Raw genomic sequence first — 24621 nt, 5'->3', positions numbered from 1 at the left:
GAGCGGCGGTGCTGGTTCGTCATCATCAATTCCCCGCCTGTTGCTGCGGCAAGAGATAGCCGGTCGTCGACCGGGCGAGCACCAGATAGCGCGCGGCGACCGCCTTGACCTCGTCTGCGGTGACCTTGCGGATGCGGTCCGTCCATTGCTGGACGTCCTGCACATTGCCGCCGGTGGCCAGCGTCGAACCGTAGATGTTGGCCATGGAATCCTGCTTGTCGCGGGCAAAGATCATCGACCTGACATAGCGGTCCTTGGCCTTTTCCAGTTCCGATGGCGTCACGCCATCCCGGACGATGCGCACCACCTCCGCATCGACCGCCGTTTCGACGTCGGAAATCCTGGCATCGCCGCGCGGCGCGCCGTAGACGGTGAAGTTGGTGTCGTCGAGCATGGTGCCCTGGAAAAAGGCGCCGGCGCTGGATGCGATACCTTGCTGGACGACGAGCGCCTGGTACAGCCGGCTGCGATTGCCGCCGCCGAGGATCTCCGCCAAGAGGTCGAGCGCTTCCGCCTCGCCCGGCTTTCCCGAATGATAGGACGGCACCACCCATTGCGTGGAAAAGCTCGGCACGCTGACGCGCGCGTCGGAGAGCGTGACCGTGCGCTTGGTGTTCTGCTCCGGCTCGACCGGGCGGATGCGGGGCGGCAGATCGGGGCCGCGCGCCACCTTGCCATAGGTCTTTTCGGCCAGCGCCCGCACCGTGTCCGGTTCGACATCGCCGGCGACGATCAGCACGGCGTTATTGGGCCGGTAGTATTTGTCGTAGAAGGCGGTGGCGTCGACGCGGTTCAGCTGCTGCATCTCCTGCATCCAGCCGATGACCGGAATGCGATAGGGCTGGTTCTGCCACAGCGTCGCATCGACCTCCTCGTCCAGCACAGCCTCGGGGCTGTTGTCGATACGCGAGCGGCGCTCCTCGAGGATGACGTCGCGCTCGGTCTTGATGACATCGTCGGTGAGGATGAGGTTGCGCATGCGGTCAGCCTCGAAGCTCATCATCAGCTCGAGCGCCGACGGCGCCACCGTCTCGTGGAAAGCGGTGTAGTCATAGGAGGTGAAGGCGTTGTTGGATCCGCCGATATCGGAGACGGCGCGGTCGAACTCGCCGGCCGCATGGTTGGTCGTTGCCTTGAACATCAGATGTTCGAAGAAATGCGCGATGCCGGATTTGCCGGGCGGCTCGTCGGCGCTGCCGATCTTGTACCAGACCATGTGGGTGACGATCGGCGCACGGTGGTCGGGAATGACGACCACCTCCATGCCGTTGTCGAGCAGGAAATCCGTGACCTTGAACTCGGCCGGAACCGTGTTGGGCAAGACGGGGCTCTCGGCCAGCACTGGGCTGGTCATGACAAAAGCCAAGGAGGTCGCCAACAGCGTTCCCCGCAGCCATTCAATCCTGGATGTCATCAACGGCTCCGGTTCTGTCGACAGACGATAGGCAAGGTGCTGGCGACAAGCAAAGTGATTTGTTGATCATGTTGCCGGCAAAGGCGGCGGCAAAGAGGCCGGCCCATGGATGCCCGGCCAAGGATACGAGGCGTATCAGGCCGCCTCGATGAAGCGGATGACGGTCTCGCCATAGTTGCGTTCGTCCAGCACCGAAAAGCCGGGGCCTGGCTCGAAGGACGCCACCGCGGCCTCTTCGACCACGCACAGCGCGCCGGGGCGAAGCCAGCCGCCGGCTTTGGCCGACTGCAAGGCGCGCTCGCCAAGGCCCTTGCCATAGGGCGGGTCGGCGAAGACAAGGCCGAACGGCGCCAGCGTGCCGGCCTCGCCGAGGCCGGTGGCATCGCGGCGGAAGATCTTGGTGCGGCCGGTCAGCCCGAAGGCCTCGACATTGTCGCGGATCAGGCCACGGCCTTCCGCCGATTCCTCGATGAAGACACCGTAGGAGGCACCGCGCGACAGCGCTTCGAGCCCCAGCGCGCCGGTGCCGGCGAACAGGTCGAGCACGCGTGCGCCGTCCAATTGCTCGGCAAAGCGATGCGCCAGCACGTTGAAGACCGCCTCGCGGGTACGATCGGTCGTCGGACGGATGGCGCTCGAGCGCGGCGTCGCCAACGGACGCCCGCGAAACTCACCACCGACGATTCTCATCTCGCTTTGGGGCCTCGGGGACCGTTGCGCGGACGCTCACCGCCGCCAGCCCCGCCCGGACGTTCGCCGCGCGGCTTGCCGAACGGCTTTGCACCGGCCGGTTTGCCATAGGTCGGTTTGAACGAGGCCTTGCGCGCCTTGGCGTCAGCCGCCTTGGCGGCGTCAGCTTCGGCCCTGCCCTTGCCGATCGGTCGCGCGCCTGGCGCCATCCAGACATTGGCCTTGCGCTGGCCGGGCGGCTCGATCGGCCGCTGCTCGCGCTCGGACTTTTTGCCACCGCCCGGCTTGCCACCAAAAGCACCACGCGGCTTGTCGCCGAAGCCAACGCGCGGTTTGTCGCCGAAATTGCCGCGCGGCTTGTCGCCAAAGCTGCGTTCGGGACGCGGGGCGCGTTCGCCAAAACTCTTCTCCGCGTTTCTGTCGGGGCTTGTCGACAGTTTGCCCAGAGCCTCATCGCGGCTGCCTTCGCGGCGCTTGCGGTTCTTGATCAACCCGCCCTCGCCGATCGGGCGGCGCTCGCCATCGCGGGTGAATTTCGGCCGCTCCGGCTCCGGCTCGCGAACTTCGGTGCGCCGCACCGGCTTGTTGGAAAATGGCTTGGTGACATCGGCGTCGAAATTGGCGCCGGATTCCTCGACCAGGCGCTCGCCAAGCTGGTCGCGCAACACCCTGCCCTTGATCTCCAGCACATGGCCCTCGGCGAGGTCATCGAGTTGGAACGGCCCATAGGAGATACGGATCAGCCGCGTCACGTCGAGGCCGAGCGAACCCAGGATGTTCCTGACTTCGCGGTTCTTGCCCTCGCGCAGGCCGATCGTCAGCCAGGCATTGGTGCCTTGCTCGCGATCGAGCGTCGCTTCGATGGCGCCGTAAAAGACGCCGTCGACGGCGATGCCTTCGCGCAGGCCGGCAAGCGCGCTTTCCTCGACCTTGCCGTGGACGCGCACGCGGTAGCGGCGCAGCCAGCCGGTGGCCGGCAGTTCGAGCACGCGCGACAGGCCGCCATCATTGGTGAGCAGCAGCAGGCCTTCGGTGTTGATGTCGAGCCGGCCGATGGTCATCAGCCGCGGCAATTCAGCCGGCAGCACGTCGAAGACGGTCTTGCGGCCCTCGGGATCGCGGTTGGTGGTGACGACGCCGGCCGGCTTGTGGAACAGGAACAGCCTTGTGCGCTCGATCGGCGGGATTTCCATACCGTCGAGATGGATGATGTCATCAGGCATCACGTTGAAGGCCGGTGAAGTCAGGGCGCGGCCATTGACCTTGACGCGGCCGGCGGCAATCAGCTCCTCGGCATCGCGGCGCGAGGCGAGGCCGGCGCGGGCCAGCCGCTTGGCGATGCGCTCGCCTGCCTCTTCCGCAGCCTCGGCGGGACGCGGGCGTGGCTTGAAGCTGCCGCCTGACGCGCCTTGCGGCCGATCGTTGAAATCCCGCTTCGGGCGATCGCTGAAGTCACGCTTTGGGCGATCGACGGCGTCACGCGGGGCGCGGTCACTGAAATCGCGCTTGGGACGGTCGAAGCGCTTTTCGCCGCCCGCTGCCGCCCCAGCCGGCCGGTCGCCCCGCGGTGCGTAGGGTTTGCGCGGCCCTTCGCGCTTCTCGTAGGGCTTGCGCTCGCCTTCGGCGGCCACCGGGCGGTCGCCGCGCGGTGCGTAGGGCTTGCGTGGCCCCTCGCGCTTTTCATAGGGCTTGCGCTCGCCTTCGGCGGCCACCGGGCGGTCGCCGCGCGGTGCGTAGGGCTTGCGTGGGCCCTCGCGCTTTTCATACGGTTTGCGCTCGCCTTCGGCGGCCATTGGACGATCGCCGCGCGGTGCATAAGACTTGCGCGGCCCCTCGCGTTTCTCAAAAGGCTTGCCTTCGGGACGCGGGCCTTTGCTGAAAGGCTTGTCGCCGCCCTTGAAATCGCGCTTCGGCCGCTCGCCATCGGCAGCCATCGGCCGGTCGCCACGCGGTGCGTAAGGTTTCTTGGCGCCAAAGGACGGTTTGCCGCCCTTGCCCGCGGCGCCATCGCGGCTGCGCGGTCCCGCGGCTTTCGGCCCACTCTTGGCCGGACCCTTCCTGGGTCGGAATTTCTTGTCGTTGTCGTCCATGTGGCCTTTATCCGTTTGCGCTGCTACAGCGTGGCGCATCCTTTCGGGCGCGCAACGAACGCTGTAGCACTTTTGATGTGGCGCATGATCATTTTCGAAAACCGAGTCCCGATTTTCGAGGTCATGCGCTCCATAACAGGATCACCGTCAGGTGGCGAGGAGATAATCGGAGTGGAAATCGCGTGAAGCGGCCCGATTTCATGGCGCTGGCGCTGAAGGAGGCCGAAGCTGCCGCCTTGCGAGGCGAAGTGCCGGTCGGCGCCGTCATCGCCAATGGCGCTGGTGTTGTCGCCAGCGCCGGCAACCGCACACGCGAACTTGCCGACCCGACCGCGCATGCCGAGATGCTGGTCATCCGCGAAGCCTGCCGCAAACTGTCGGCCGAGCGACTGACCGGGCACGATCTCTATGTGACGCTGGAGCCTTGCGCCATGTGCGCCGGCGCCATTTCCTTCGCCCGGCTGCGCCGGCTCTATTTCGGCGCCGCCGACGACAAGGGCGGCGCTGTGGTCAATGGCGTGCGCTTCTTCGCCTCGCCGACCTGCCACCACGCGCCCGACATCTATCCGGGCATGGGCGAGACCGAAGCAGGCCTGCTGCTTAAAGGATTTTTTCGGGAGCGGCGCGGCTGAACCGGGCGCTACGCCCGGCGACACAATTCGGTGTTTTTACAGCCAATCGAACCAGCCGCTGCCCTTCTTGCCTTCCGCCTCTTTCTTGAGACGGCGTTCCTTCTTGTACTCGTCCTCGCCAAGCTCGTTCTGCGGCGCGGTGCCGGCCGCGACACGATACTGCACTGGAGGCTCGCTCAGATATTTGCGGGTGTTCGGATCGCCCTGCTTGCTGTCGGCGAGGCGACGCTGGATCTCGGCGGCACGGCCTTTGTCGGAATCGGCCGGTGTCCATGCCGGCGGGTGGCTCGAGCCTGACTCCGCCATCGCCCTTTTTACCGAGGCCGGATCGGTTTGCACGTCGTCGACGATCTCCGACTGATAGGCCGGGTCGTTCTGATGGGCGGTGGCATCGGCGCGCAAGCGGGCGCGGCGCTGCTCGGGCGATTCGGGCCATTCGGCGCTCGCCGTCTCGATGCTGTCCTGCGGGGCCGGCAGCGCTTCCTTCTGGCCGGGCGCCGGCTTTACAAGCGTCGGACGCGGTTTGTAGTCGATCTGTTCCTTGCGCTTCGGCGCAAATGAAAAGGCGCCTGAAATATCGCCGGCCAGCTGTTCGCCGGCGGTCTTGTCGGTGCCGTAGGTCGGAGAGCCCATGCAGCCGGACAAAGCGAGGCCCGACGCGACAAGCGGCGCCAGCAGCGCCAGGCGCGCATTATATCTCTCGGTCATGCCAAAAAGTCCCACTCTAGACAGCCTCTCGATTGCCACCAGCCTTGTGGCCGGTCCCCATCGTCCAAGCACTTGCGACGGAAATCCGGCGACAATTTGTCTTCCGGAGTTTCGCGTGTTTACCTCAACCACTCGTTAAGGGCAACGCGCGGGCGGTTTTCACCCGCCCGGCGTGGCATTTGTGCACCGATCAAGCTGGCCGGCCGGCCTGTCAAAGCCGGCCAAGCGCCTTCAATTCATGCAGCACCGCCGCATCCCTGGCCGAAACATCCGGGAATTCCGGATCCTGGCCGATATCGGCGGTGTAGCGCCATGAGCGTGCGCATTTTAACAGGCCGCGATCCTCGGCCTTCTCGACCACCACGGCGACACCCCTGACGTCGTCGATCGCGAAGGCACCAGCCGGTGCCTCGCCATGCGCGATGACCAGATCGCTGGTGATCGCCATCTCGGCCATGTCGACATCTGAAATCGCCGCTTCGAGCGCTGCATCGTTGATGGTGACGACCGGCACCGCTTCCAGCGACGATCCGATTACCTTCTGGGCGCGCGCGATCTCCAGCGCGCCGGTAACGACGCGCCGCACCTGCCGCACCTGGCGCCACTTTTCCGCCAGCGCCTCGTTCTTCCAGTCCGCCGGGATTTGCGGAAACTGGTCGAGATGCACCGAGACCGCGTCGGGATGACGATCGAGCCAGGCCTCCTCCATGGTGAAGGGCAGCATCGGCGCCAGCCATTTCACCAGGCAATCGAAGAGATGGCGCACCACCTGCACGGAAGCCTTGCGCTTCAGGCTCGACGGCGCGTCGCAGTAGAGCGCGTCCTTGCGGATGTCGAAATAGAACGCCGACAGCTCGACCACCATGAAATCGAGCAGCATGCGGGTGATGCGCTTGAATTCGAAGGCGTCGTAGCCCGAGCGCACGACCTCATCGAGCTCGGCCAGCCGGTGCAGCATCAGCCGCTCCAGCTCCGGCATCTTCTCCAGCGGCACCTCTTCGCCATCGTCATGGGCGAGCGTGCCGAGCATCCAGCGGATGGTGTTGCGCAGCTTGCGGTAGGCATCGATGTTGGTCTGCAGCACGTTCTTGCCGAGCCGCTGGTCCTCCCAGTAGTCGGTCGTCACCACCCACAGACGCAGGATATCGGCGCCCGACTGCTTGATGACGTCCTGCGGCACCACGGTGTTGCCGAGCGACTTCGACATCTTGCGGCCATCCTCGTCCATGGTGAAACCATGGGTGACGACAGTATCGTAAGGCGCCCTGCCCCTGGTGCCGCAGCTTTCCAGCAGCGAGGAATGGAACCAGCCGCGATGCTGGTCGGAGCCTTCGAGATAGACGTCGGCCGGCCATTTCAGGTCAGGGCGATCCTCCAGCGTGAAGACATGCGTCGAGCCCGAATCGAACCAGACGTCGAGGATGTCCATCACCTGCTTCCATTTGGAGGCATCGTGATTGCCAAGGAAACGCTCCTTGGCGCCAGCGGCGAACCAGGCGTCGGCGCCCTCCTTCTCGAAGGCGTCCATGATGCGCTGGTTGACCGCTTCGTCCTTCAGCACATTGCCGTCGACATCGGCGAAGACGGCGATCGGCACGCCCCAGGCGCGCTGGCGCGACAGCACCCAGTCCGGGCGCTCCTCGATCATGGCGCGGATGCGGTTCTGGCCGGCGGCGGGCACGAAACGGGTTTCGTCGATGGCCTTGAGCGCCCGGCTGCGCAACGTCGAGCCGTCGCCGAGGTCCTTGTCCATATAGACGAACCATTGCGGCGTGTTGCGGAAGATGATCGGTTTTTTGGACCGCCATGAATGCGGATAGCTGTGCTTCAGCCGGCCACGCGCGAACAGCGCGTTGCGTCTGATCAGCTCGTCGATGACGGCCTGGTTGGCGTTGCCCTTCTTGCCGTTGTCGTCGATGACGCGCGCCGGCCCACCCTCGCGGTCCGGTCCGAAACCCGGCGCGTCCTTGGTGAAGAAGCCGCCATCGTCGACGGTGAACGGGATGGCGGGATCGATGCCGCGTGCACGCAGATCCACCGCCGCGTCCATCCAGGCGTCAAAGTCCTCGCGGCCGTGTCCGGGCGCGGTGTGGACGAAGCCGGTGCCGGCATCGTCGGTGACATGGTCGCCGGCGAGCATCGGAACGGCAAATTCGTAGCCGCCGCCCAAGCCCTTGAGCGGATGTGAAAGCGTAAGGCTTCCAAGCTCTTGCGCCGAGACGCTGCGGAGACGATTCAAGGTGACCTTGGCCTTGGCCGAGGAGTCTTCGGCCAGTGCGTCGGCAAAGATCAGCTTTTCGCCCGGCTGCGGGCCGAACGCGTTCTCGGCTGCCGTGACCTCGTAGAGGCCATAATTTATACGCGGCGAATAGTTGACGGCGCGGTTGCCTGGGATCGTCCACGGCGTCGTCGTCCAGATGACGACGTGGGCCTGCAGCAGATCGAGGGCGCCCTCCGTCAGCTTGGTCTGGCCATCGTCAATGGGGCGGACAAGGCTGGCGACCGGAAACTTCACCCAGATCGTGTCGCTCTCATAGTCGTGGTATTCGATCTCAGCCTCGGCCAGCGCCGTGCGCTCGACCACGCTCCACATCACCGGCTTGGAGCCGCGATAGAGCTGGCCCGACATGGCGAACTTCAACAGCTCGCCGGCGATGCGCGACTCGGCATGGAAAGCCATCGTCGTATAGGGGTTCTTGAAGTCGCCGATGACGCCGAGGCGCTGGAACTCGGCCCCCTGCACCGTGATCCAACCCGCGGCGAATTCGCGGCATTCCTTGCGGAATTCGTTGACCGGCACCTCGTCCTTGTTCTTGCCCTTGGCGCGGTACTGCTCCTCGATCTTCCATTCGATCGGCAGGCCGTGACAGTCCCAGCCGGGCACATAGTTCGAGTCGTAACCGCGCATCTGGAACGAGCGGGTGATGACGTCCTTGAGGATCTTGTTCAGCGCATGGCCGATATGGATGTTGCCATTGGCGTAGGGCGGGCCGTCATGCAGCACGTATTTCGTGCGGCCGGCAGCGCTCTCGCGCAGCTTGCGGTAGAGATCCATGTCCTGCCAGCGCTTGACCAGCAGCGGCTCCTTCTCCGGCAAGCCGGCGCGCATCGGGAAGTCCGTCTGCGGCAAATAAAGCGTCTTGGAATAGTCGATCGTTTCAGTTGTGTCGGTCATTGGTCTGCCATGTGCATTGCCCGGCGGGCGTACAAGCTCGGGCGTGAACTATCATGTTATGAAAAAAGCGCGAGGGGCGCGCAGAAACTCCCGGCGGCTCCGGCGGCGCTCAGGCCACCCGGAACACCGGGCCTGTAATTCGTATCGCGATCGCGAAAAGGCGCGAAAAGCTGGTCATGGCTGGGCTTTTAGCCGAAGCCACGGCAGGAATAAAGCGTCTCTCGTTCGATTCACCTACATCGTGAAATCGAAGCGGTAGGTGGTCGACACGCCGACCGTGAACTGGTTGTGGTCGCCACGCTCCTTGACCAGGCTGGAATCGGCCGCCGGTCCCATCAGGCGTGAATATTCGCCAAACAGGCTGGCGGTCATCGGCTCGGTCACCTTCCAAGTTATGGCGCCGCCAAGGCCGGTCGATTTCAGCCCGCCACCGGGATGGTATTCGCTCAGGCCCGAGGCCACCGCCTCCTGCGCGTTGACGCCATAATAGGCGTCAAAATAGTTGCCCGAGGCGAAGGAAACACGCGGTCCTCCCGAAATCCTGACGGTCGGCGTCACATCGTAGAAGGCATCGGCGGTGATATCGGCGACAAAGCCGTTGTGAGCGCGAATGCCGTGGCGCAGCTCGGCGCGGGCGCGCAGCCAGTCCGTCGGATAGAATTCGAAGAAGCCGCCGACTTCGCCGCCCCAGCGCACCGGATCGAGGCCCTTCAGCTCATCGGCGTTGTCGTCGTCGCGGGAAAACAGGAACTTGCCGGTCAGGCCGGCGCGGACACCGCCATCGTCGACCAGCGCCAGCGAGATGTTGTCGTTGCGCGAGACAAAGCGTGCCGCCGGTCCGGCCTTGCCCAATGAGATGATGGGTTGGGCGCTCAGCATGTATTTCCTGCCGCCCTCGAAATTGGGCGCGACCAGGCCGGTGGCGCCAACGGTCAGATACCAGTCGCCGGACAGCCAGCTGCCCTCGCCCGCCTTGGCAGCGCCCACTCCACCCAGCACCGCAGCGGCCAACACAAGAGAGATTCTTCCGACCGGACTCATGGCCACTCCACTAACACGACACACACGATTACCGATGACAGCTTTGACGGCCGTTTGGTAAAATTTGATTTAAACCCGAGACATACGCTCGCGCTTTGCCGCGATCCCCCTGCCGGTCATCGACTGGACGTTGGCCCGCGCCCGGATTACCTTCCATCCGCAGTATTCCGCAGCCCTCGATGGAGACCGCGACAATGACCCTGCATGGCGATGCCCTGAAAATCGCGATCGAACAGACACGGACAAAATGGGGATGGTTTGTCGCGCTCGGTGTGCTGCTGCTCATCTTCGGCGGCATTGCCTTCGCCAACCTGTTCGTCGCCACGGTGGCTTCCGTCTACGTCGTGGGATGGCTGATGCTGATGGCGGGCATCATCGAGATCGTGCACGCGTTCGGCGTCAAGACCTGGAGCCGCTTCTTCTACTGGCTGCTCAGCGGACTGCTGTACGCCGTTGCCGGCTTCTTCGCTTTCGGCAATCCGCTGCTTGCCTCGGCGGTGCTGACATTCCTGCTGGCGATTGCGCTGGTCGCGTCAGGGGTGCTCAGGGCCTGGGTCGGCTACAGCCATCGGCCGGAACGCGGCTGGGGCTGGATCGTCGCTGCCGGTGTCATCACCGCGCTTGCGGGCCTGATCATCGCCATGGGCTGGCCGGTCAACAGCCTGTGGGTGCTCGGTCTGTTCCTGGCGATCGATCTGATCTTCCAGGGCTGGACCTTCATCGCCGTTGGCCTGGCACTGAAGAAGTAGCTTAAAATGCCATCGCAGCGTCGAGGTCGGAGAGCGGCCTGACGCCGGCAAGCAGCGCGCGTGCCTCGGCTTCATCGCGCTTCATCTGCGCGACCAGCGCGTCGAGCCCATCGAACTTCACCTCCGGACGCAGGAAACCGAAGAAGGAAACCTGGCAGACCTCGCCATAGAGGTCGCCGGAGAAATCGAAGACAAAGGTTTCCAGCAGCGGCGCGCCGTTGTCGTCGATTGTCGGGCGTCGGCCGAAGCTGGCGACGCCGTCGTGAAGCGTGCCGTCGGCGCGGCGGAAGCGGACGGCATAAATCCCTTCTTTCAGAGTCGCTTCGGGCGAAAGCCTCATGTTGGCAGTCGGAAAGCCAAGGGTGCGGCCGAGCTGCTGTCCGCCGACCACCTCGCTTTCGACGGTGAACCGGTAACCGAGCAGTCCGGCGGCTTCAGCCACCTCGCCCTCGCCCAGCAATCCGCGGATACGGCTGGACGACACCACCTCGGCGCCCTCGTCCCGGAACGCGTCGACGAGCGTGACGCCGAAGCCGTGACGTTCGCCGGCCGCCATCAGGTAGGCCGGGCCGCCCTGACGATCCTTGCCGAAATGGAAGTCGAACCCGGTCACGGCGTGAGTAATGCCGAGGTTCGTTTCCAGCACATCCGTCACGAACGCTTCCGCCGACAGCGAGGCGAAGTCGCGCGTGAACGGTTGTTCGACCAGTGCGGCAAAGCCCAGCAGCGACAGCAGCCGCGCCTTCATCGGCGGCGGCGTCAGCACGAACAACGGGATATCAGGCCTGAAGATCTTGCGCGGATGCGGTTCGAATGTCAGCACCAGGGCCGGCACGCCGCGCAGTCCTGCCTCCGCCGAGGCTCGCTCGAGCACCGCCTGATGGCCGCGATGGACGCCATCGAAATTGCCGATCGCCACGACGCCGCCGCGCAGGTCGGCGGGAAGCGGCGCGGTTGCCAGGATGCGCTGGAAGGCAGCCATCGTCACCTACCGAAGTCTGGGAATGACGGCCACCGGACCATAGCCATGCTTTTCCAGGAAGGCCGCCAATCTTGCCGGATCCGGTTGCAGGGCATCGCCATAGTCGCGGGCATGGATACCGCCGGAGACATAAAGAACATCGAAGCCATTGTCGGCGGCGCCCTTCACATCGGTCATCATGCCGTCGCCGATGGCCAGCACCTGGCCGCGCTCGACCGGCTGGCCAAGAATCTCGGCAACCTCCTTCATCGCGAGATTGTAGATCGGCGCGTAAGGTTTTCCAGCGATCAATGTGCGGCCGCCGAGCTGGGCATAGTCACGCGCCAGCGCGCCGGCACACCAGATGATGCGTTCGCCACGTTCGACCACGATGTCGGGATTTGCGCAGATGAAAGGCAGGTTCCTGGCGCGCAGCCGCCGCAGGAGCTCCGTGTAATCCTCGGGCTTCTCGATCTCGTCGTCGAACAGGCCGGTGCAGACGACGCCGGACGCCTCGAACTCCTCGACAAGCTCGACGTCGAGACCTTCATAGAGGGTGAAGTCGCGGTCGGCGCCGATATGGAAAATCTTGCGCGGCCCTTCGGCGATCAGATCCCGGGTCACGTCGCCTGAGGTAACCACCCGGTCGTAGGCTGACGGTGGAACACCGATCGCGTTCATCTGCGCTACGACATCGGCACTTCTGCGCGGCGAATTGGTGATCAGGACGACGGGGATTTTCGCCTCTCGAGCCCTTGCCAATGCGGAGGCTGCCACAGGGAAATGCGTTTCGCCATTATGGACCACGCCCCAGACGTCGCACAGGATTGCCGAATAGGCCTTCAACACGTCTTCGAGCGAGCCGATGATTTCAGGCGAATCCGCCATGCCGTTTCCTTCAGTCATGATCGTTGCGACCGCCACGACAGACGGTTCGCCGCAGCCGGTTCGGATTAGCCGAACCATTCCGGCCTGTCACCAGCTTTCGCCAGGCACGATTGGTTAGCGGTTGGTGAAGCGCTGCCCCGGCAATAGAGCGATTTGCCAAACCCGGCCTTCAGCGTTTTGTGGAAAGCTGGCGTCGATCGAGAATCCGCCGGCGGGGGCCGCTCCAAGACATGCATGGACTTTGGCGTCAGTTCTGCCGCGACCAACGCGGCAACTATGCTCTTATGACGGTCGTCGCGATGGTTCCGCTGATGGGCGCCCTGGCAATGGCCGTCGACTTCACCGAGATGAGCCGCGAAAAACAGGCAGTTTCGAACGCGCTCGATGCCGCAAACTTCGCCACGGCGCGCCGGCTGACGGAGGGTGCCACCGACGACCAGTTGCGGGCCTATGCGCTCGACTTCTTCAATGCCAACCTCAACAAGATCAATCCCGCCAATACGACGCTCACCGTTACCTTGCCAAGCAACACCACCGGCGGCGGCTTGCTCAAGATGACCGCGCGGCTGGACTACAAGCCCTATTTCTATCCGGTCTTCGGCCAGCTCGTCGGCAAATCCGAAACCGACGCCAACCAGAGGATCAGCTTCAACATCACCTCGGAAGTGCGGCTGAAGAACACTCTTGAAGTCGCCCTGGTACTCGACAATTCCGGGTCGATGACCAAGACCGGAACGGGCTCGGGGCAAACGCGCATCGACCTTCTCAAGACCGCGGCAAAACAGCTGGTCGACACGCTGGCCCAGCAGGCGGCGATGATCAAGCAGGTCGACAGGCCGGTGCAGTTCGGCCTCGTGCCGTTTGCCGCCTCGGTCAATGTCGGGCCCGGCAACGGCAATGCGCCCTGGATGGATACCGAAGGATTGTCGCCGGTATCGAACGAGAATTTCGACTGGTCGACGCTGAACGCAGCCGACAAATACGCCCAGCAGACCAACGGCATCTGGTACAAGCGCGGCACCGGATGGGGAACCGACGAAGGCCAGATGCTGACCCGGTTTTCGCTCTATCGCGACATGAAGGTCGTCACCAACCATGAGCGTGTCGTCAACAGCAAGCGCGTGGTGTGCGACGAATACAACCCGAACAACACCTGCAAACGCGACCACGACGAATACGACTACATCGACACCTATGGCCCGTTCGCCAGTTGGCAGGGCTGCGTCGAGGCCAGGCCTTATCCCTACAATGTCAACGACGCGGCGCCTTCCGGCGGCTCGGCGAACACCGGCATAGGGGTCGGCGATCCGGCGACGATGTTTGTGCCGATGTTCGCCCCGGACGAGCCCGGCAACCATTGGAGGCTCACCCAGGATCCCGACGAGGCCGCGCCGACGACCTATGGCGCCATCAACAGCTGGTGGAATGACGACCCGACGAGCAGCACCGGCCAATCCCGGCTGCGCAACATGTCCAAATATTTCCAACCGAGGCCGATCAATGCGCCGGCGCTGGCCGCCGGCAACGGGCCGAACTACAGCTGCTCCACCAACCCGATCACGCCGCTGACCGATGTCAGCGTTACCACTGGGCTTACCGCGATCAAGGCCGCGATCGACCTGATGAAGCCCGATGGCGGCACCAATGTTCCCGAAGGCATGGCCTGGGGTTGGCGGGTGGTTTCGAGCGGCGAGCCGTTCACGCAAGGCCGCCCGGAAACCGAGAGAGGCAACGACAAGGTCGTCATCGTGCTGACCGACGGCGCCAATACCTACTACACGCCGTCCTCGCTCAGCCATTCCGACCCCGCCGATTCGAAATCGACCTATGCGTCCTTCGGCTATCTCAACCCAGGCTACAACGGCACTTCGGTGGGCCGCCTGTTCATGGGCACATCGAGCGCCATTGGCCAGTTCGACTATTCGAACGGCAACTACACCAACGCGCTCAACGAGCAGATGGCGACGCTTTGCAACAACGCCAAGGCAGCCAATATCATGGTGATGACGGTGGCGCTCGACCTGTCGACGACCAAAACCGCCGATCAGCAGGCGATCGAGGCGCTGAAATCCTGCTCGTCGAACTCGCGCTTCCGCAAGGATCCAACGGACGCGAGCAAGCCGGCAAAACTGTTCTGGAATGCCACCGGCGCCAGCTTGTCGAACGATTTCAAGGAAATCGGCAACGAATTGTCGAACCTGCGCATCGTCGGCTGATCCTCAGGCTTCGGGGCTGGCTGGAACAACGGCGGGCGCCGCCATGCACTTGCGCGCGCCTCCCGGGACAGGCACATCTTGGCCGCCTGGATCGCGCGTCCATTCGCGGCGCGCTGGGGAAGAACAGATGCCCGAAACAGCCAATCATCTCGCCTTCGCGCTGGTCTGCCTCGGCATGGTGCTGACGCCTGGGCCCAACATGATCTATTTGATCTCGCGTTCCCTGTCGCAGGGGCCGAAGGCGGGGCTCATCTCGCTTGGCGGCGTGGCGCTCGGCTTTGTCTTCTATGTACTGGCGGCGGCATTCGGCATCACCGCGCTGCTGCTCGCCGTGCCCTACGCCTATGATGCGCTGCGCTTTGCCGGCGTGCTCTATCTCCTGTGGCTGGCCTGGCAGGCGGTGAAGCCGGGCGGACGCTCGCCATTCGAAGTGCGCGAATTGCCGAGGGACCGGCCGCGCAAGCTTTTCGCCATGGGCCTGATGACCAATCTGCTCAATCCGAAGGTGGCCGTGCTCTATCTGTCGCTGTTGCCGCAGTTCATCAGCCCCGGCAAGGGTCACGTCCTGTCGCAGCTCCTGGTGCTCGGCGCGACACAGATCTCGATCAGCCTCAGCGTCAATGCCGTCATCGCGGTGACGGCCGGTTCAATCGCCACCTTCCTCGCCGGACGGCCCTTGTGGCTGGTCATCCAGCGCTGGATGATGGGAACCGTGCTGGCGGCTCTCGCGCTGAAGATGGCGACCGACGCGCAGCGCTGAGAGCTAGCCTACATCGGCCGTCTTATCTGCTGTGCCCGCTCCGGCTCGACCACCTTGCGGTAGAGATGCCAGGTGGCATGGCCGAGCACCGGCATGACGACGGCGAGCCCGGCAAACAGCGGGATCGAACCGATCACCAGAAGCACGGCGACCAGCAAGCCCCACAGCGCCATTTGCAGCGGGTTGGCCATCACCGCCCGGGCCGAGGTCTCGATGGCTGAGACGGCGCCGACGTCGCGGTCGAGCAGCAGCGGGAAGGCAACCACAGTGGTGGCCAGCACGATTACGGCAAAGACAAAGCCCGCGGCATTACCGGCAAGGATCAGCGTCCAGCCCTTACTGGTGGTCAGCACATCGCGGATGAAGCCGCCGATCGAGGCCGGCGGCTGGTCTCCGAACAGGCCAGTGTAGATCGATTGCGCGGTGTAGAGCCACAACAGGAACAGCGCCACCAGCATGACGCCGATGACGGCGATCGACGGGATCGCGGACGAGCGCCGGACATCAAACGCGTGCCGCCAGGAGGTGTTCATGCCGAGCTCGCGCCGGCGGCTGATCTCGTAAAGGCCGAGCGCCGCAAACGGCCCGACCAGCGCGAAACCCGACATCAGGGGATAGATGAGCTGGATGGCATTTGCGCCGGACGTCCACTGCGTCAGGATCAGGCCGACGATGGGATAGATCAGGCACAGGAACACGTAGTGCGATGGTTTTGCCCAGAAATCCTCGAACCCGAGACGCAACGCATCCCAAAGGTCCGACGTGGTGATGCGGCGCACCGTCGGCTGCACATGCATTCCACGTGCGTCCGCCATGACATGAAAGCCGGCCATAACCTTCCTCCCGTGTGTCGGGGCGGTCACCGCCTGGATGGCCGCCAGAGCTGCCATTTCAAGATCGAGAAGCATGATAGCAGAGTTGGCTGCGATTGTCGCCGGGTCAATGGCCTGGGGAGCAACTCCTCATTGTGCTCAACTCTCCGTATGGCCTCTCATATGGCGTACCTTGGCAGACCTTCGTTTTGGCCAATCATTGTGCTGCATTTTAGCATTTACGCATTTTAGCATTTACTTAAATTACTCGTAGGGATCCCTGGCGTATCACCTGAGCTTTACGAGTTTCGGCGAGGGACTATGTTCGCATTGAAAGCCTTCTGGTCTTCGGAGCGCGGCAACTTTGCCATAACGACCGCCTTCGCTATGCTGCCAATAATGATTGGCTTGGCCGGCGCCGTCGATCTGATCGGCACGAGCCATGACGCCTCGCAACTCCAGAACTCGCTGGACGCGGCTGGGCTCGCCATCGGCACGAAGTTCTCTCCCGATATGGCGGCTGGCGATGTCCAGCAGCTTGGGCTGCAGTTCTTCGCCGCCAATATGAGCGCGGCCGACCAGCAGGAATATTTGGGCAGCGTCTCCGCTTTCGCGGCAACGGCAAGCGGCAGTCCAAGCGCCTACTTTATCTCGCTGTCGTCCAGCATAAGCCGCCCAAGCTTCATCAGCGCCTCGGCCCCCTGGCAGGCCTACCGCTCGGCCTCGGTCAAGATAAAACCTGGCGCGCAGGCCTGCGTGCTGGCGCTCGATCCGCATGCGTCCGCCGCCGTGAACCTGCAGGGCTCGACCAACGTCTCGATGGACAATTGCGTGATCGCGGCGAACTCGGACGCGTCCGATTCCGTCAACAGGGGCGGTTCCGCACTGGTTTCGGCCGGCTGTGTCTCAACCGTCGGCGGCACCAGCGGGCTGTTGCCACCCAGCGCCAGTCTCGCCTGCGGAACGCCGCACGAACATAGGTACGCGTCCTTTGATCCATTGGCCGACGTCGTTCCTCCCCCTTACACATTGTGTTTGCCTGTCCCGAACGGCAAAACCTACACGCTGTCGCCCGGCACTTATTGCGACAAGACATTATCGGGGAACATCACGCTTAATCCGGGCGTCTACATCATGCGCGGCACCACCATAAAGCCAGGGGGAAACGGCAGCCTGACTGGCCAGGGCGTGACCATTTTCCTCATGGAAAGCGCTCAGATCTACATAAATGCCAATGAGAAGGTGAACCTTTCCCCGCCCACGAGCGGCCCTTATGCTGGCATCACCATTTTCCAGGATCACGGCAATACGTCTGCCCTGACATTGAATGGTGGCGCAAATTCCGTGCTCAGCGGTTTCATCTACGCGCCGGACGCGCCCATTTCCTACGCCGGCAACTCTGATATGAGCGCCCAGGGCGACTGTCTCAGGCTTGTCGGCAATACGATACAGATGACCGGGAACTCGTCCGTCAAGTCGGACTGCGCGGCGGCGCTTGGAAATCGCACAATGTATGCCGATCGGATGATCACTCTGGTGAAATGAGAGACAACCTGACGTGCGGCGGCGCCAGCGGTAGCGTTGAGAAAAATGGCGGTAACGCACGGCCAGATCGGTTTCGATGCGAGGCGCAATCCGGCCAGCCTGGGATAGGCAGCGCCGTCGATCGCCTGGTGAAATTCCGCCCAGCATGCCACGCCGATCAGCGTTGTATCGGCCAGCGTCAGTCTGTCGCCCCCTCTTCGATTTTCGCCGCCCTGCCCGGCAAAAGCCATGATCGCCATTATCTCAGGGGCATGACCATAGCGAAAATCGAAACCCACCCGAAGCTGAACAGGCGCATGGTGCTGACCGGCCTCGCAGCCCTGGCGGGGCTCGCCGCCTGCAGCACCGTTTCACTGCCAACCGGTGAAGGCGCCGGGGTCTCCTCCTCCGCCACCAGCACGCTGGCCAGCATCCGCGCCTCGGCCGGGCTCGCGCCGCTGGTCCCCGACCGGCAGCTCGAACAGGCCGCCCTGCAGCAGGCAGGCTACATGGCGCAGCGCCGCCGCATGAGCCACACCACCGGCTGGGGCAAGGATTTCGCCTCGCGCGTCAGGGACAATCGAATTTCCGGTGCCGCGGCGGAGAACATCGCCGAGGGTCGTTTCGACCTCGAGAAGCTGTTCGACATCTGGGTGGATTCACCAGGCCATCGCCGCAACATGCTCGACCCGCGCTTCACACGCTTCGGCCTTGCCTATGTGCGCGACGGCAGCGACAGCAAGCTCCGTTACTGGAGCCTCGTGCTCGGAAAATAGGAAAACGTGCCGGTTCGGTGCGCCACACCCAAGACGATTTGATGGAAAGCTAGTCCATATGCGCCGCCGGCGCGCCGCCGGCTGGTGCCTGCTTCGGCTTGCGCAGCAGGAAAACAAACGGGATGGCAAGCAGTGTCATCACCATGAGTATTTTGAAGTCGTTGACGTAGGAGATCATCATGGCCTGGAGATTGACCATGCGATCGACCTGCGAGAGCGCCGTTGGATCGCCGCCTGCGGCCGCCGGCGAAACAGCCCACAGATTGGGGTTGAACGGATTGATGAAGGCCGAAAGCTCGGCATGGTTGATCTGCGTGTTGCGCACCATCAACACCGTCACGACCGACACGCCGATCGACGAGCCAAGATTGCGCACCAGGCTGAACAGAGCCGTGGCATCGGTGCGGAAGCGCACGTCAAGCGTGGCGAAGGCGACGGTCGACAGCGGCACGAACACCATCCCCATGCCCAGGCCCTGGATGACGCCGGAGCTGATGATCAGCCAATTGTCCATCTGCGGGGTGAAGCTGGACATGGTGTAGAGCGACTGCGCGGTCAGCAGGAAGCCGATGACGACGAGGATCCTGGCGTCAATCCTGCTCATGAGCCGCCCGACGACGAGCATCGAAATCATGGTGCCGACGCCGCGTGGCCCCATGACGATGCCGATGGTGACGGTCGGATAGCCGAAGATGGTCGACAGCATCGGCGGCAGCAGCGACATGCTCGCCAGGATGAGCACACCCATGACGAAGATGAACGCCAGCCCGGTCACGAAATTGCGGTCGAGGAAGATCTTGGGATCGATGAAGGGGTGCTCGGCCGTCATGGTGTGAATGATGAACACCCAGAAGCCGGTGAGCGAAAGACCAAGTTCGATCCAGATCTCGACCGAGGAAAACCAGTCGACCTCGCCGCCGCGGTCGAGCAGCAGCTGAAGCGCGCCGACGCCGAGCGATATCATGGCGAAGCCGAAGAAATCGAAGCCGCGCACGCGCCGCGCGATAGCCGGCAAATAAGCGGCCATACCGAGAAAGGCGACGATGCCGACCGGCAGATTGATGAAGAACACCCAACGCCAGTTGAAATTCTCGGTCAGCCAGCCACCGAGTGTCGGGCCCAGAATCGGACCCAGCATGATGCCGGCGCCCCAGATGGCCATCGCCTGGCCATGGCGTTCCCTGGGATTGATGTCGAGCAGGAAGGTCTGCGACAGAGGCACGATCGCGGCGCCGAACACGCCTTGCATCAGCCGGAAGAACACCATGGTCTCCAGGCTCCAGGCGATGCCGCACAGCATCGAAAACACGGTGAAGCCGACCACCGCCGTCAGGAACAGTTCCTTGCGGCCGAAGCGATCGGCCAGCCAGCCGGTGACCGGCGTCATGATGGCGGCGGCAACGATGTAGGAGGTCAGCACCCAGTTGATGTTGTCAGGCGAGGCGCCGAGATCGCCGGTCATGGTCGGCAGCGCGACGTTGGCGATCGTCGTGTCGAGCGCCTGCATGATCGTCGCCAACATGAGCGCGACCGTGATCAGGCCGCGATGCGGCACTTCTTTGAAGGGTTCGGGCGTGCTCATGGCGTGGAACTTCCAGCAGGTAACAAAAACGTGTACAAGGGGTTTCCGGGCGGCAACGCCTTCCGTTGAGAGACCCTCGTCGCGGTGGGACGCGATTGTCGATGTGGGGGTTACATCGACTGAAAGTCTCTGATGAGCGGATGCCTGCCGCCCGGAAACATGAGGACCGACGGGTCCGCGTCGGAGATTTCAGATTTCGGCCAGCCGCACCGCGGCAGCACCCAAACGCTGATCCTCCAGCTCCTCCCATCAGACCAATCCTGCTATTCACCTCCGCCGCTGGTCCTGCGGCATTCTGTTGACGTTACTGCGCGGCCTCGCCGGCCGTGGCGTGACCGAAGATCGAAGGCAGACCACGCGCCACGCCGGTGTCGACGGTAACGGTGGCGCTCATGCCGGTGCGCAACGCCATCTTGGCGTCCGCATCGGTCAGTTCGAGACGAACCGGGATGCGCTGTGTGACCTTGACCCAGTTGCCGGTGGCATTCTGGGCCGGCAGCAGCGAGAACTCGGCTCCCGTGCCGGCGCCGATCGCCTTGACCGTCGCCTCGAAGGTGCGCCCCGGATAGGTGTCGACCACGATCTCGGCCTTCTGGCCGGGCTTCATGTGGGTGAGCTGCGTTTCCTTGAAATTGGCATCGATCCAGGTGTCGCCGGTCTCGACCAGCGAAAACAGCGGCGTGCCGGAACCGACATACTGGCCGACCTTGAACGACGAGGCCTGGCTGACGATGCCGTCAGCCGGCGCCTTGACCGTGGTCTGCGCCAGATCGTAGGCGGCCTTGTCGCGCGCGGCGAGCGCGGCCATCACGGTCGGATGCTTGTCGGTTTCGATGTCGGGATTGCCGCCAAGGGCTGCCTTGGCGCTGATGATGCCTTGCTCGGCAACGGCGAGCTGCTGCTTGGCCTTGTCGAGATCGTTCTTGGCTTCGTCCAGCGACGATTTGGCGTTGATGCCCTTCTGGGCAAGATCGGCGGCGCGGTCGAACTGCGACTGGGCGAAGGCGACCTGGCTGGCATCGGACTTCTGCTGAGCCATCGACTGGCCATAGGCGGCGCGCAACTGCTCGACATTGAGACGCGCGCCCGCCACCGCCGCGTCGGCCTGCGCCAACGCGATCCGGTAGGGCTCGGGGTCGATGGCAAACAGCTCGTCACCCTGTTTGACCAGCTGGTTATCGAAGATGTCGACCTTGACGATGCGGCCGGCCGTGTCGGAAGCGATCGACACCTTGGCCTGCTGCAGATTGGCGTTCTCGGTCTCCTGATAACGGCCGCCGGTAACCCAGACATAGCCGCCGCCAACAGCCAATGCCGCAGGCAGCGCGACCATGAGCAGGAAGCGGCCCAGCCGGCGCTTTTTCTTCACCGGCGCCGGAGCCGGCTGCACCGGGGGAGCAACGGTTGCCGGGGCCGCGGCCGGCTGCGCCGGCGCTTCCATTTCCAGTTCGGTCACTTTCTCGTCTATCTTGGCTACCGCGTTCATGCTGCTGCGCCCTCTGTGTTCTTCACTTTTTCAATGGACGGCGTCTCGTCGTCGGTCAGGTTGCGGACCATCGCCTCAAGTCCCTCGACGAGGACGCGACGGGCTTCCGGTTTCACGCCGACCAGCGATTCCTCATAGACTTCTCCGGCAATGCTCTTGATCACGGCGTAGGCATCGCTTGCCTTGGGCGTCAGGAAGATCATGCGGACGCGGCGATCGGCAGCGTCGGAACGACGCTCGATCCAGCCTCCCTCCTCCATGCGGTCGACCAGGCGCGAAACGCTGATCGGCTCGATTTCGAGAAGTTCGGCCAGCCGCGCCTGCGCGACACCGTCTTCCTTGGCAACGCGGACCAGAAGCCGCCATTGCGCCGAAGAAAGCCCCAAGCCACTGGCCCTCGCCTCGAAGCGCTTGCGCATCAGGCGCTGCACGTCGTGGATCAAGAAGCCCAATCTGTCGATGCCATCGGAAACCATGAGCGGGATATATAATAAGCGTGCTCACTATTCAAGGTGCCGCAGTGCACACAAAGCCGACAAATGTGCATGACAGCTTTGCCGGGCCAATCATGGTTATCGATTTGCGAACGCATGATGGCCGCGCCGCCTCTCCGCTGGTCGCGTCTGGCATATTGATGTACAGCCGCTGAACAGGATCGGGGGATCAACGCAATGCCGACGCTTTACGCTCTCAAGCCGGCCTTCCAGGGTCGACTGCGGCCGCTGGTCAATCGGCTGGCGGCCATCGGGGTCACCGCAAACAGCATAACCATCCTGGCGGCCGCGATGTCGATAGCCGCCGGCGCGGCCAGTGCGATCCGGCATGAATGGCGCTGGCTGCTGTTGCTTATCCCCGTGGTGATGTTCGTCCGCATGGCGCTGAATGCCGTGGACGGCATGCTGGCGCGCGAGCATGGCCAAGCCTCGACGCTCGGCATGTATCTGAACGAGTTGTGCGACGTCGTTTCGGACCTCGCGCTGATCTTGCCTTTTGCCGTCTTTCCGGAATTTGGCGCATGGGGCGTCGTCGCCTTCGCAATATCGGCGGTGCTGACCGAGTTTGCCGGCGTGCTCGGCATCGCCGCCAAGATCGGCCGCAACTATGCCGGGCCGTTCGGCAAGAGCGACAGGGCGCTGGCGCTCGGCGTCGTCGCCGTGCTGTGCGCCCCAGGGCTGTGGCCGGTATCGATCGCGCCATTTGTGTTTCCGGCCATGGCAACGCTTTCGCTGCTGACCGCCATAAACCGGATACGCGCCGGGCTTATTGGCAGCGCCAGCTGAGCATCGAGGCTCGCCATGCCGCCAGTGGGGCCGCCAGAGGGAAAGACCATGATGCACGACCCGATCGCCGCCGCGGCCACGGAAAGCCTTGCGCGGCAAGCGCAGGAGCGGGTCTTCCGCAGCCATGACGGGACGGAGATCTTCTACCGCTTCTGGCCGGCGGCCTCCGCCGATGCCAACGGCGCGGTGGTGCTCTTCCATCGCGGCCACGAGCATGGCGGCCGCATGGCCCATCTCGTCGATGAATTGCGGATGCCGGACCACGCCTTCTATGCCTGGGATGCCCGCGGCAATGGCCGTTCGTCCGGCGAGCGCGGCTATGCCCCGTCCTTCTCGGCGCTGGTGCGCGACATCGACTGCTTCATGCGCGAGATCGCTGAAAGGGATGGCTTCGCCACGCGCGATATCGCGCTGATCGCGCAGTCCTTCGGCGCCGTTCTGGCCGCCGCCTGGGTGCATGACTATGCGCCGAAGCTGCGCGCCATGGTGCTGGCCTCACCGGCCTTCTCGGTAAAACTCTACGTGCCCTTCGCCAAGGAGGGCATAGCGCTCTGGCAGAAGATCAAGGGCCGCTTCTTCGTCAATTCCTATGTCAAGGCGAAATTCCTGACCCATGATCCCGTGCGCATCGCCTCTTTCGAGAGCGATCCACTGATCACGCGGCCGATCAGTTCCAACATCCTGATCGAACTCTATCAGCATGCCGCCCGCATCGTTGCGGACGCCCGCGCCATCACCGCGCCGACGCAGCTTCTGCTTTCGGGCAGCGACTGGGTCGTGCGCCACGGCCCGCAGCACGAGTTCTTCGTCAATCTCGGCAGCCGCATCAAGGAACGTCATGTGCTGCCGGGCTTCTTCCACGACACGCTGGGCGAACGCGACCGGGCAAAGGCCCTCGACCTGATCCGGCCGTTCCTGGCCAGGCAGTTCGCGGCACCGGATGCGCCGGTCGACCTGAAGCAGGCGGACATTGCCGGCTACACACGCGACGAGGCCGACCGGCTTGCTTCACCGCTCGCTTTGATGTCGCCCAAGGGCCTCTATTGGGCATTCAGCCGCGCCTCCATCCGCATGGGCGCCTGGGTTTCCCAAGGCATGAAGACCGGCATTGCCACCGGCTTCGATTCCGGCTCGACGCTGGATTATGTCTACGAAAACGACGCGCGCGGCCTTACGCCCCTTGGCCGCGTCGTCGACCGTGTCTTCCTGGAAGCCATCGGCTGGCGCGGCATCCGCCAGCGCAAGCTGCATCTCGAAGAACTGATCGGCTCTTGCCTGGCAACGCTCAAGACCACTGGCCGGCCAGTGCATATTCTCGACATCGCCGCCGGCCACGGCCGCTATGTTCTCGATGCCATCGTGAAGAGCCCCGACCAGCCGGCGAGCGTGCGTCTGCAGGATTATTCCGACCTCAACGTGCAGCTTGGCCGCAAGCTGATCACGGAGCGGCAATTGCCGGCTGACGTCACGTTCCAGCGCGCCGACGCTTTCGATGCCGACATGCTCGCCAACGCCGATCCGGCGCCGGACCTCGCCATCGTTTCCGGCCTCTACGAGCTATTCTCGGACAATGCGATGATCGCCCGCTCGCTCGGTGGATTGGCCAGCGCCATGCAGCCGGGCAGCCTGTTGCTCTACACCAACCAGCCTTGGCACCCGCAGCTCGAGATGATCGCCCGCAGCCTGACCTCGCATCGCGGCGGCGAGGCCTGGGTGATGCGCCGGCGCACGCAAGGCGAAATGGACCAGCTCGTCGAAGCCGCCGGTTTCGAAAAGCTCGACCAGCGCATCGACCAATGGGGCATCTTCACCGTCTCGCTCGCGCGGCGCCGCTGAG

20 protein-coding genes are annotated in these 24621 nt (G+C 63.7%); 8 read left to right on the top strand and 12 right to left on the bottom strand.

Going from position 1 to position 24621, the window contains the following annotated elements; genetic code table 11:
• Positions 1–25: 25 nt before the first annotated feature.
• The 3 genes from M729_RS0125080 to M729_RS0125070 form a co-directional block, all read right to left on the bottom strand.
• Positions 26–1414: a pitrilysin family protein gene (locus M729_RS0125080; RefSeq protein ID WP_027163224.1), complete on the bottom strand. Its 1389-nt coding sequence runs from the start codon at positions 1412–1414 to the stop codon at positions 26–28.
• A gap of 135 nt (positions 1415–1549) precedes the next feature.
• On the bottom strand, positions 1550–2104 hold the full coding sequence (rsmD, locus tag M729_RS0125075; protein ID WP_024504838.1) for a 16S rRNA (guanine(966)-N(2))-methyltransferase RsmD: 555 nt from the start codon (positions 2102–2104) through the stop codon (positions 1550–1552).
• On the bottom strand, positions 2101–4194 hold the full coding sequence (locus M729_RS0125070) for a pseudouridine synthase (protein ID WP_027163223.1): 2094 nt from the start codon (positions 4192–4194) through the stop codon (positions 2101–2103). Before M729_RS0125070 ends, rsmD begins: the two co-directional genes overlap by 4 nt.
• Positions 4195–4376: 182 nt before the next feature.
• Between M729_RS0125070 and M729_RS0125065 the strand changes: the two genes are divergently transcribed.
• Positions 4377–4826: a nucleoside deaminase gene (locus M729_RS0125065; RefSeq protein WP_013532358.1), complete on the top strand. Its 450-nt coding sequence runs from the start codon at positions 4377–4379 to the stop codon at positions 4824–4826.
• Between the two features lie 36 nt (positions 4827–4862).
• On the opposite strand, the gene M729_RS0125060 is transcribed toward M729_RS0125065, so the two are convergent.
• The 3 genes from M729_RS0125060 to M729_RS0125050 all read right to left on the bottom strand — a co-directional run bounded on the left by M729_RS0125060 (position 4863) and on the right by M729_RS0125050 (position 9750).
• The gene (locus tag M729_RS0125060) at positions 4863–5534 is read right to left on the bottom strand and encodes a hypothetical protein (protein WP_013532359.1); all 672 of its coding nucleotides are present in this window, start codon (positions 5532–5534) and stop codon (positions 4863–4865) included.
• Positions 5535–5745: 211 nt separating this feature from the next.
• Positions 5746–8709, bottom strand: coding sequence for an isoleucine--tRNA ligase (gene ileS, locus M729_RS0125055; protein WP_027163222.1), 2964 nt, complete (start codon positions 8707–8709; stop codon positions 5746–5748).
• A 234-nt stretch (positions 8710–8943) separates the two neighbouring features.
• Positions 8944–9750, bottom strand: a complete 807-nt coding sequence (locus M729_RS0125050) for a MipA/OmpV family protein (RefSeq protein WP_027163221.1) — start codon at positions 9748–9750, stop codon at positions 8944–8946.
• A 194-nt stretch (positions 9751–9944) separates the two neighbouring features.
• Between M729_RS0125050 and M729_RS0125045 the strand changes: the two genes are divergently transcribed.
• Positions 9945–10499: an HdeD family acid-resistance protein gene (locus tag M729_RS0125045; protein ID WP_013532362.1), complete on the top strand. Its 555-nt coding sequence runs from the start codon at positions 9945–9947 to the stop codon at positions 10497–10499.
• Between the two features lies 1 nt (position 10500).
• Here the strand turns inward: M729_RS0125045 and M729_RS0125040 are convergent, their stop codons facing one another.
• Positions 10501–11481 carry a bifunctional riboflavin kinase/FAD synthetase gene (locus tag M729_RS0125040; protein ID WP_027163220.1) on the bottom strand — a complete coding sequence of 327 codons (981 nt, stop codon included), beginning with the start codon at positions 11479–11481 and terminating at the stop codon, positions 10501–10503.
• 6 nt (positions 11482–11487) lie between these two features.
• Positions 11488–12348: a TIGR01459 family HAD-type hydrolase gene (locus tag M729_RS0125035; RefSeq protein ID WP_027163219.1), complete on the bottom strand. Its 861-nt coding sequence runs from the start codon at positions 12346–12348 to the stop codon at positions 11488–11490.
• 230 nt (positions 12349–12578) lie between these two features.
• On the opposite strand from M729_RS0125035, the gene M729_RS0125030 reads away from it, so the two are divergent.
• Together M729_RS0125030 and M729_RS0125025 are read left to right on the top strand one after the other, a co-directional pair.
• Entirely contained in the window at positions 12579–14564 is a 1986-nt protein-coding gene (locus M729_RS0125030; RefSeq protein WP_027163218.1) for a TadE/TadG family type IV pilus assembly protein, read from the top strand.
• A gap of 127 nt (positions 14565–14691) precedes the next feature.
• The gene (locus tag M729_RS0125025) at positions 14692–15324 is read left to right on the top strand and encodes a LysE family translocator (RefSeq protein WP_024504845.1); all 633 of its coding nucleotides are present in this window, start codon (positions 14692–14694) and stop codon (positions 15322–15324) included.
• Positions 15325–15332: 8 nt separating this feature from the next.
• Here the strand turns inward: M729_RS0125025 and M729_RS0125020 are convergent, their stop codons facing one another.
• A complete protein-coding gene (locus M729_RS0125020; RefSeq protein WP_013532367.1) occupies positions 15333–16157 on the bottom strand; it encodes a DUF2189 domain-containing protein in 825 nt (274 codons plus the stop codon).
• 300 nt (positions 16158–16457) lie between these two features.
• On the opposite strand from M729_RS0125020, the gene M729_RS0125015 reads away from it, so the two are divergent.
• Both M729_RS0125015 and M729_RS0125010 read left to right on the top strand, forming a co-directional pair.
• Positions 16458–17681: a TadE/TadG family type IV pilus assembly protein gene (locus tag M729_RS0125015; RefSeq protein WP_027163217.1), complete on the top strand. Its 1224-nt coding sequence runs from the start codon at positions 16458–16460 to the stop codon at positions 17679–17681.
• Between the two features lie 251 nt (positions 17682–17932).
• On the top strand, positions 17933–18436 hold the full coding sequence (locus M729_RS0125010) for a CAP domain-containing protein (RefSeq protein ID WP_032809319.1): 504 nt from the start codon (positions 17933–17935) through the stop codon (positions 18434–18436).
• A 49-nt stretch (positions 18437–18485) separates the two neighbouring features.
• Here M729_RS0125010 and M729_RS0125005 read toward each other — a convergent pair whose 3' ends face one another.
• The 3 genes from M729_RS0125005 to M729_RS0124995 all read right to left on the bottom strand — a co-directional run bounded on the left by M729_RS0125005 (position 18486) and on the right by M729_RS0124995 (position 21980).
• Positions 18486–20018 carry a DHA2 family efflux MFS transporter permease subunit gene (locus M729_RS0125005; protein ID WP_013532370.1) on the bottom strand — a complete coding sequence of 511 codons (1533 nt, stop codon included), beginning with the start codon at positions 20016–20018 and terminating at the stop codon, positions 18486–18488.
• A gap of 304 nt (positions 20019–20322) precedes the next feature.
• Positions 20323–21504 carry an HlyD family secretion protein gene (locus tag M729_RS0125000; RefSeq protein ID WP_013532371.1) on the bottom strand — a complete coding sequence of 394 codons (1182 nt, stop codon included), beginning with the start codon at positions 21502–21504 and terminating at the stop codon, positions 20323–20325.
• Positions 21501–21980, bottom strand: a complete 480-nt coding sequence (locus tag M729_RS0124995; RefSeq protein WP_013532372.1) for a MarR family transcriptional regulator — start codon at positions 21978–21980, stop codon at positions 21501–21503. The genes M729_RS0125000 and M729_RS0124995 overlap by 4 nt, the downstream gene beginning before the upstream one ends.
• A gap of 195 nt (positions 21981–22175) precedes the next feature.
• Here M729_RS0124995 and M729_RS0124990 point away from each other — a divergent pair, with 195 nt between their 5' ends.
• Together M729_RS0124990 and M729_RS0124985 are read left to right on the top strand one after the other, a co-directional pair.
• Positions 22176–22784: a CDP-alcohol phosphatidyltransferase family protein gene (locus M729_RS0124990; RefSeq protein WP_027163215.1), complete on the top strand. Its 609-nt coding sequence runs from the start codon at positions 22176–22178 to the stop codon at positions 22782–22784.
• A gap of 48 nt (positions 22785–22832) precedes the next feature.
• Entirely contained in the window at positions 22833–24620 is a 1788-nt protein-coding gene (locus M729_RS0124985) for a bifunctional alpha/beta hydrolase/class I SAM-dependent methyltransferase (protein WP_198032135.1), read from the top strand.
• Position 24621 lies beyond the last annotated feature (1 nt).

The organism is Mesorhizobium sp. WSM1293, from assembly GCF_000513875.1.
Taxonomy (GTDB): Bacteria; Pseudomonadota; Alphaproteobacteria; order Rhizobiales; family Rhizobiaceae; genus Mesorhizobium; species Mesorhizobium ciceri.
The sequence above is the reverse complement of the archived record's forward strand: the minus strand, read 5'-3'. Positions and strand labels throughout refer to the sequence as shown.

Coding starts and splice junctions, on each gene's coding strand:
- M729_RS0125005 (WP_013532370.1), bottom strand. CDS start 20,018: ATGAGCACGCCCGAACCCTTCAAAGAAGTGCCGCATCGCGGCCTGATC.
- M729_RS0125025 (WP_024504845.1), top strand. CDS start 14,692: ATGCCCGAAACAGCCAATCATCTCGCCTTCGCGCTGGTCTGCCTCGGC.
- M729_RS0125045 (WP_013532362.1), top strand. CDS start 9,945: ATGACCCTGCATGGCGATGCCCTGAAAATCGCGATCGAACAGACACGG.
- M729_RS0124985 (WP_198032135.1), top strand. CDS start 22,833: ATGATGCACGACCCGATCGCCGCCGCGGCCACGGAAAGCCTTGCGCGG.
- M729_RS0125015 (WP_027163217.1), top strand. CDS start 16,458: ATGTTCGCATTGAAAGCCTTCTGGTCTTCGGAGCGCGGCAACTTTGCC.
- rsmD (WP_024504838.1), bottom strand. CDS start 2,104: ATGAGAATCGTCGGTGGTGAGTTTCGCGGGCGTCCGTTGGCGACGCCG.
- M729_RS0125030 (WP_027163218.1), top strand. CDS start 12,579: ATGCATGGACTTTGGCGTCAGTTCTGCCGCGACCAACGCGGCAACTAT.
- M729_RS0125040 (WP_027163220.1), bottom strand. CDS start 11,481: ATGGCTGCCTTCCAGCGCATCCTGGCAACCGCGCCGCTTCCCGCCGAC.
- M729_RS0125035 (WP_027163219.1), bottom strand. CDS start 12,348: ATGGCGGATTCGCCTGAAATCATCGGCTCGCTCGAAGACGTGTTGAAG.
- M729_RS0125080 (WP_027163224.1), bottom strand. CDS start 1,414: ATGACATCCAGGATTGAATGGCTGCGGGGAACGCTGTTGGCGACCTCC.
- M729_RS0125060 (WP_013532359.1), bottom strand. CDS start 5,534: ATGACCGAGAGATATAATGCGCGCCTGGCGCTGCTGGCGCCGCTTGTC.
- M729_RS0124990 (WP_027163215.1), top strand. CDS start 22,176: ATGCCGACGCTTTACGCTCTCAAGCCGGCCTTCCAGGGTCGACTGCGG.
- M729_RS0125070 (WP_027163223.1), bottom strand. CDS start 4,194: ATGGACGACAACGACAAGAAATTCCGACCCAGGAAGGGTCCGGCCAAG.
- M729_RS0125020 (WP_013532367.1), bottom strand. CDS start 16,157: ATGGCCGGCTTTCATGTCATGGCGGACGCACGTGGAATGCATGTGCAG.
- M729_RS0125050 (WP_027163221.1), bottom strand. CDS start 9,750: ATGAGTCCGGTCGGAAGAATCTCTCTTGTGTTGGCCGCTGCGGTGCTG.
- M729_RS0125010 (WP_032809319.1), top strand. CDS start 17,933: ATGACCATAGCGAAAATCGAAACCCACCCGAAGCTGAACAGGCGCATG.
- ileS (WP_027163222.1), bottom strand. CDS start 8,709: ATGACCGACACAACTGAAACGATCGACTATTCCAAGACGCTTTATTTG.
- M729_RS0124995 (WP_013532372.1), bottom strand. CDS start 21,980: ATGGTTTCCGATGGCATCGACAGATTGGGCTTCTTGATCCACGACGTG.
- M729_RS0125000 (WP_013532371.1), bottom strand. CDS start 21,504: ATGAACGCGGTAGCCAAGATAGACGAGAAAGTGACCGAACTGGAAATG.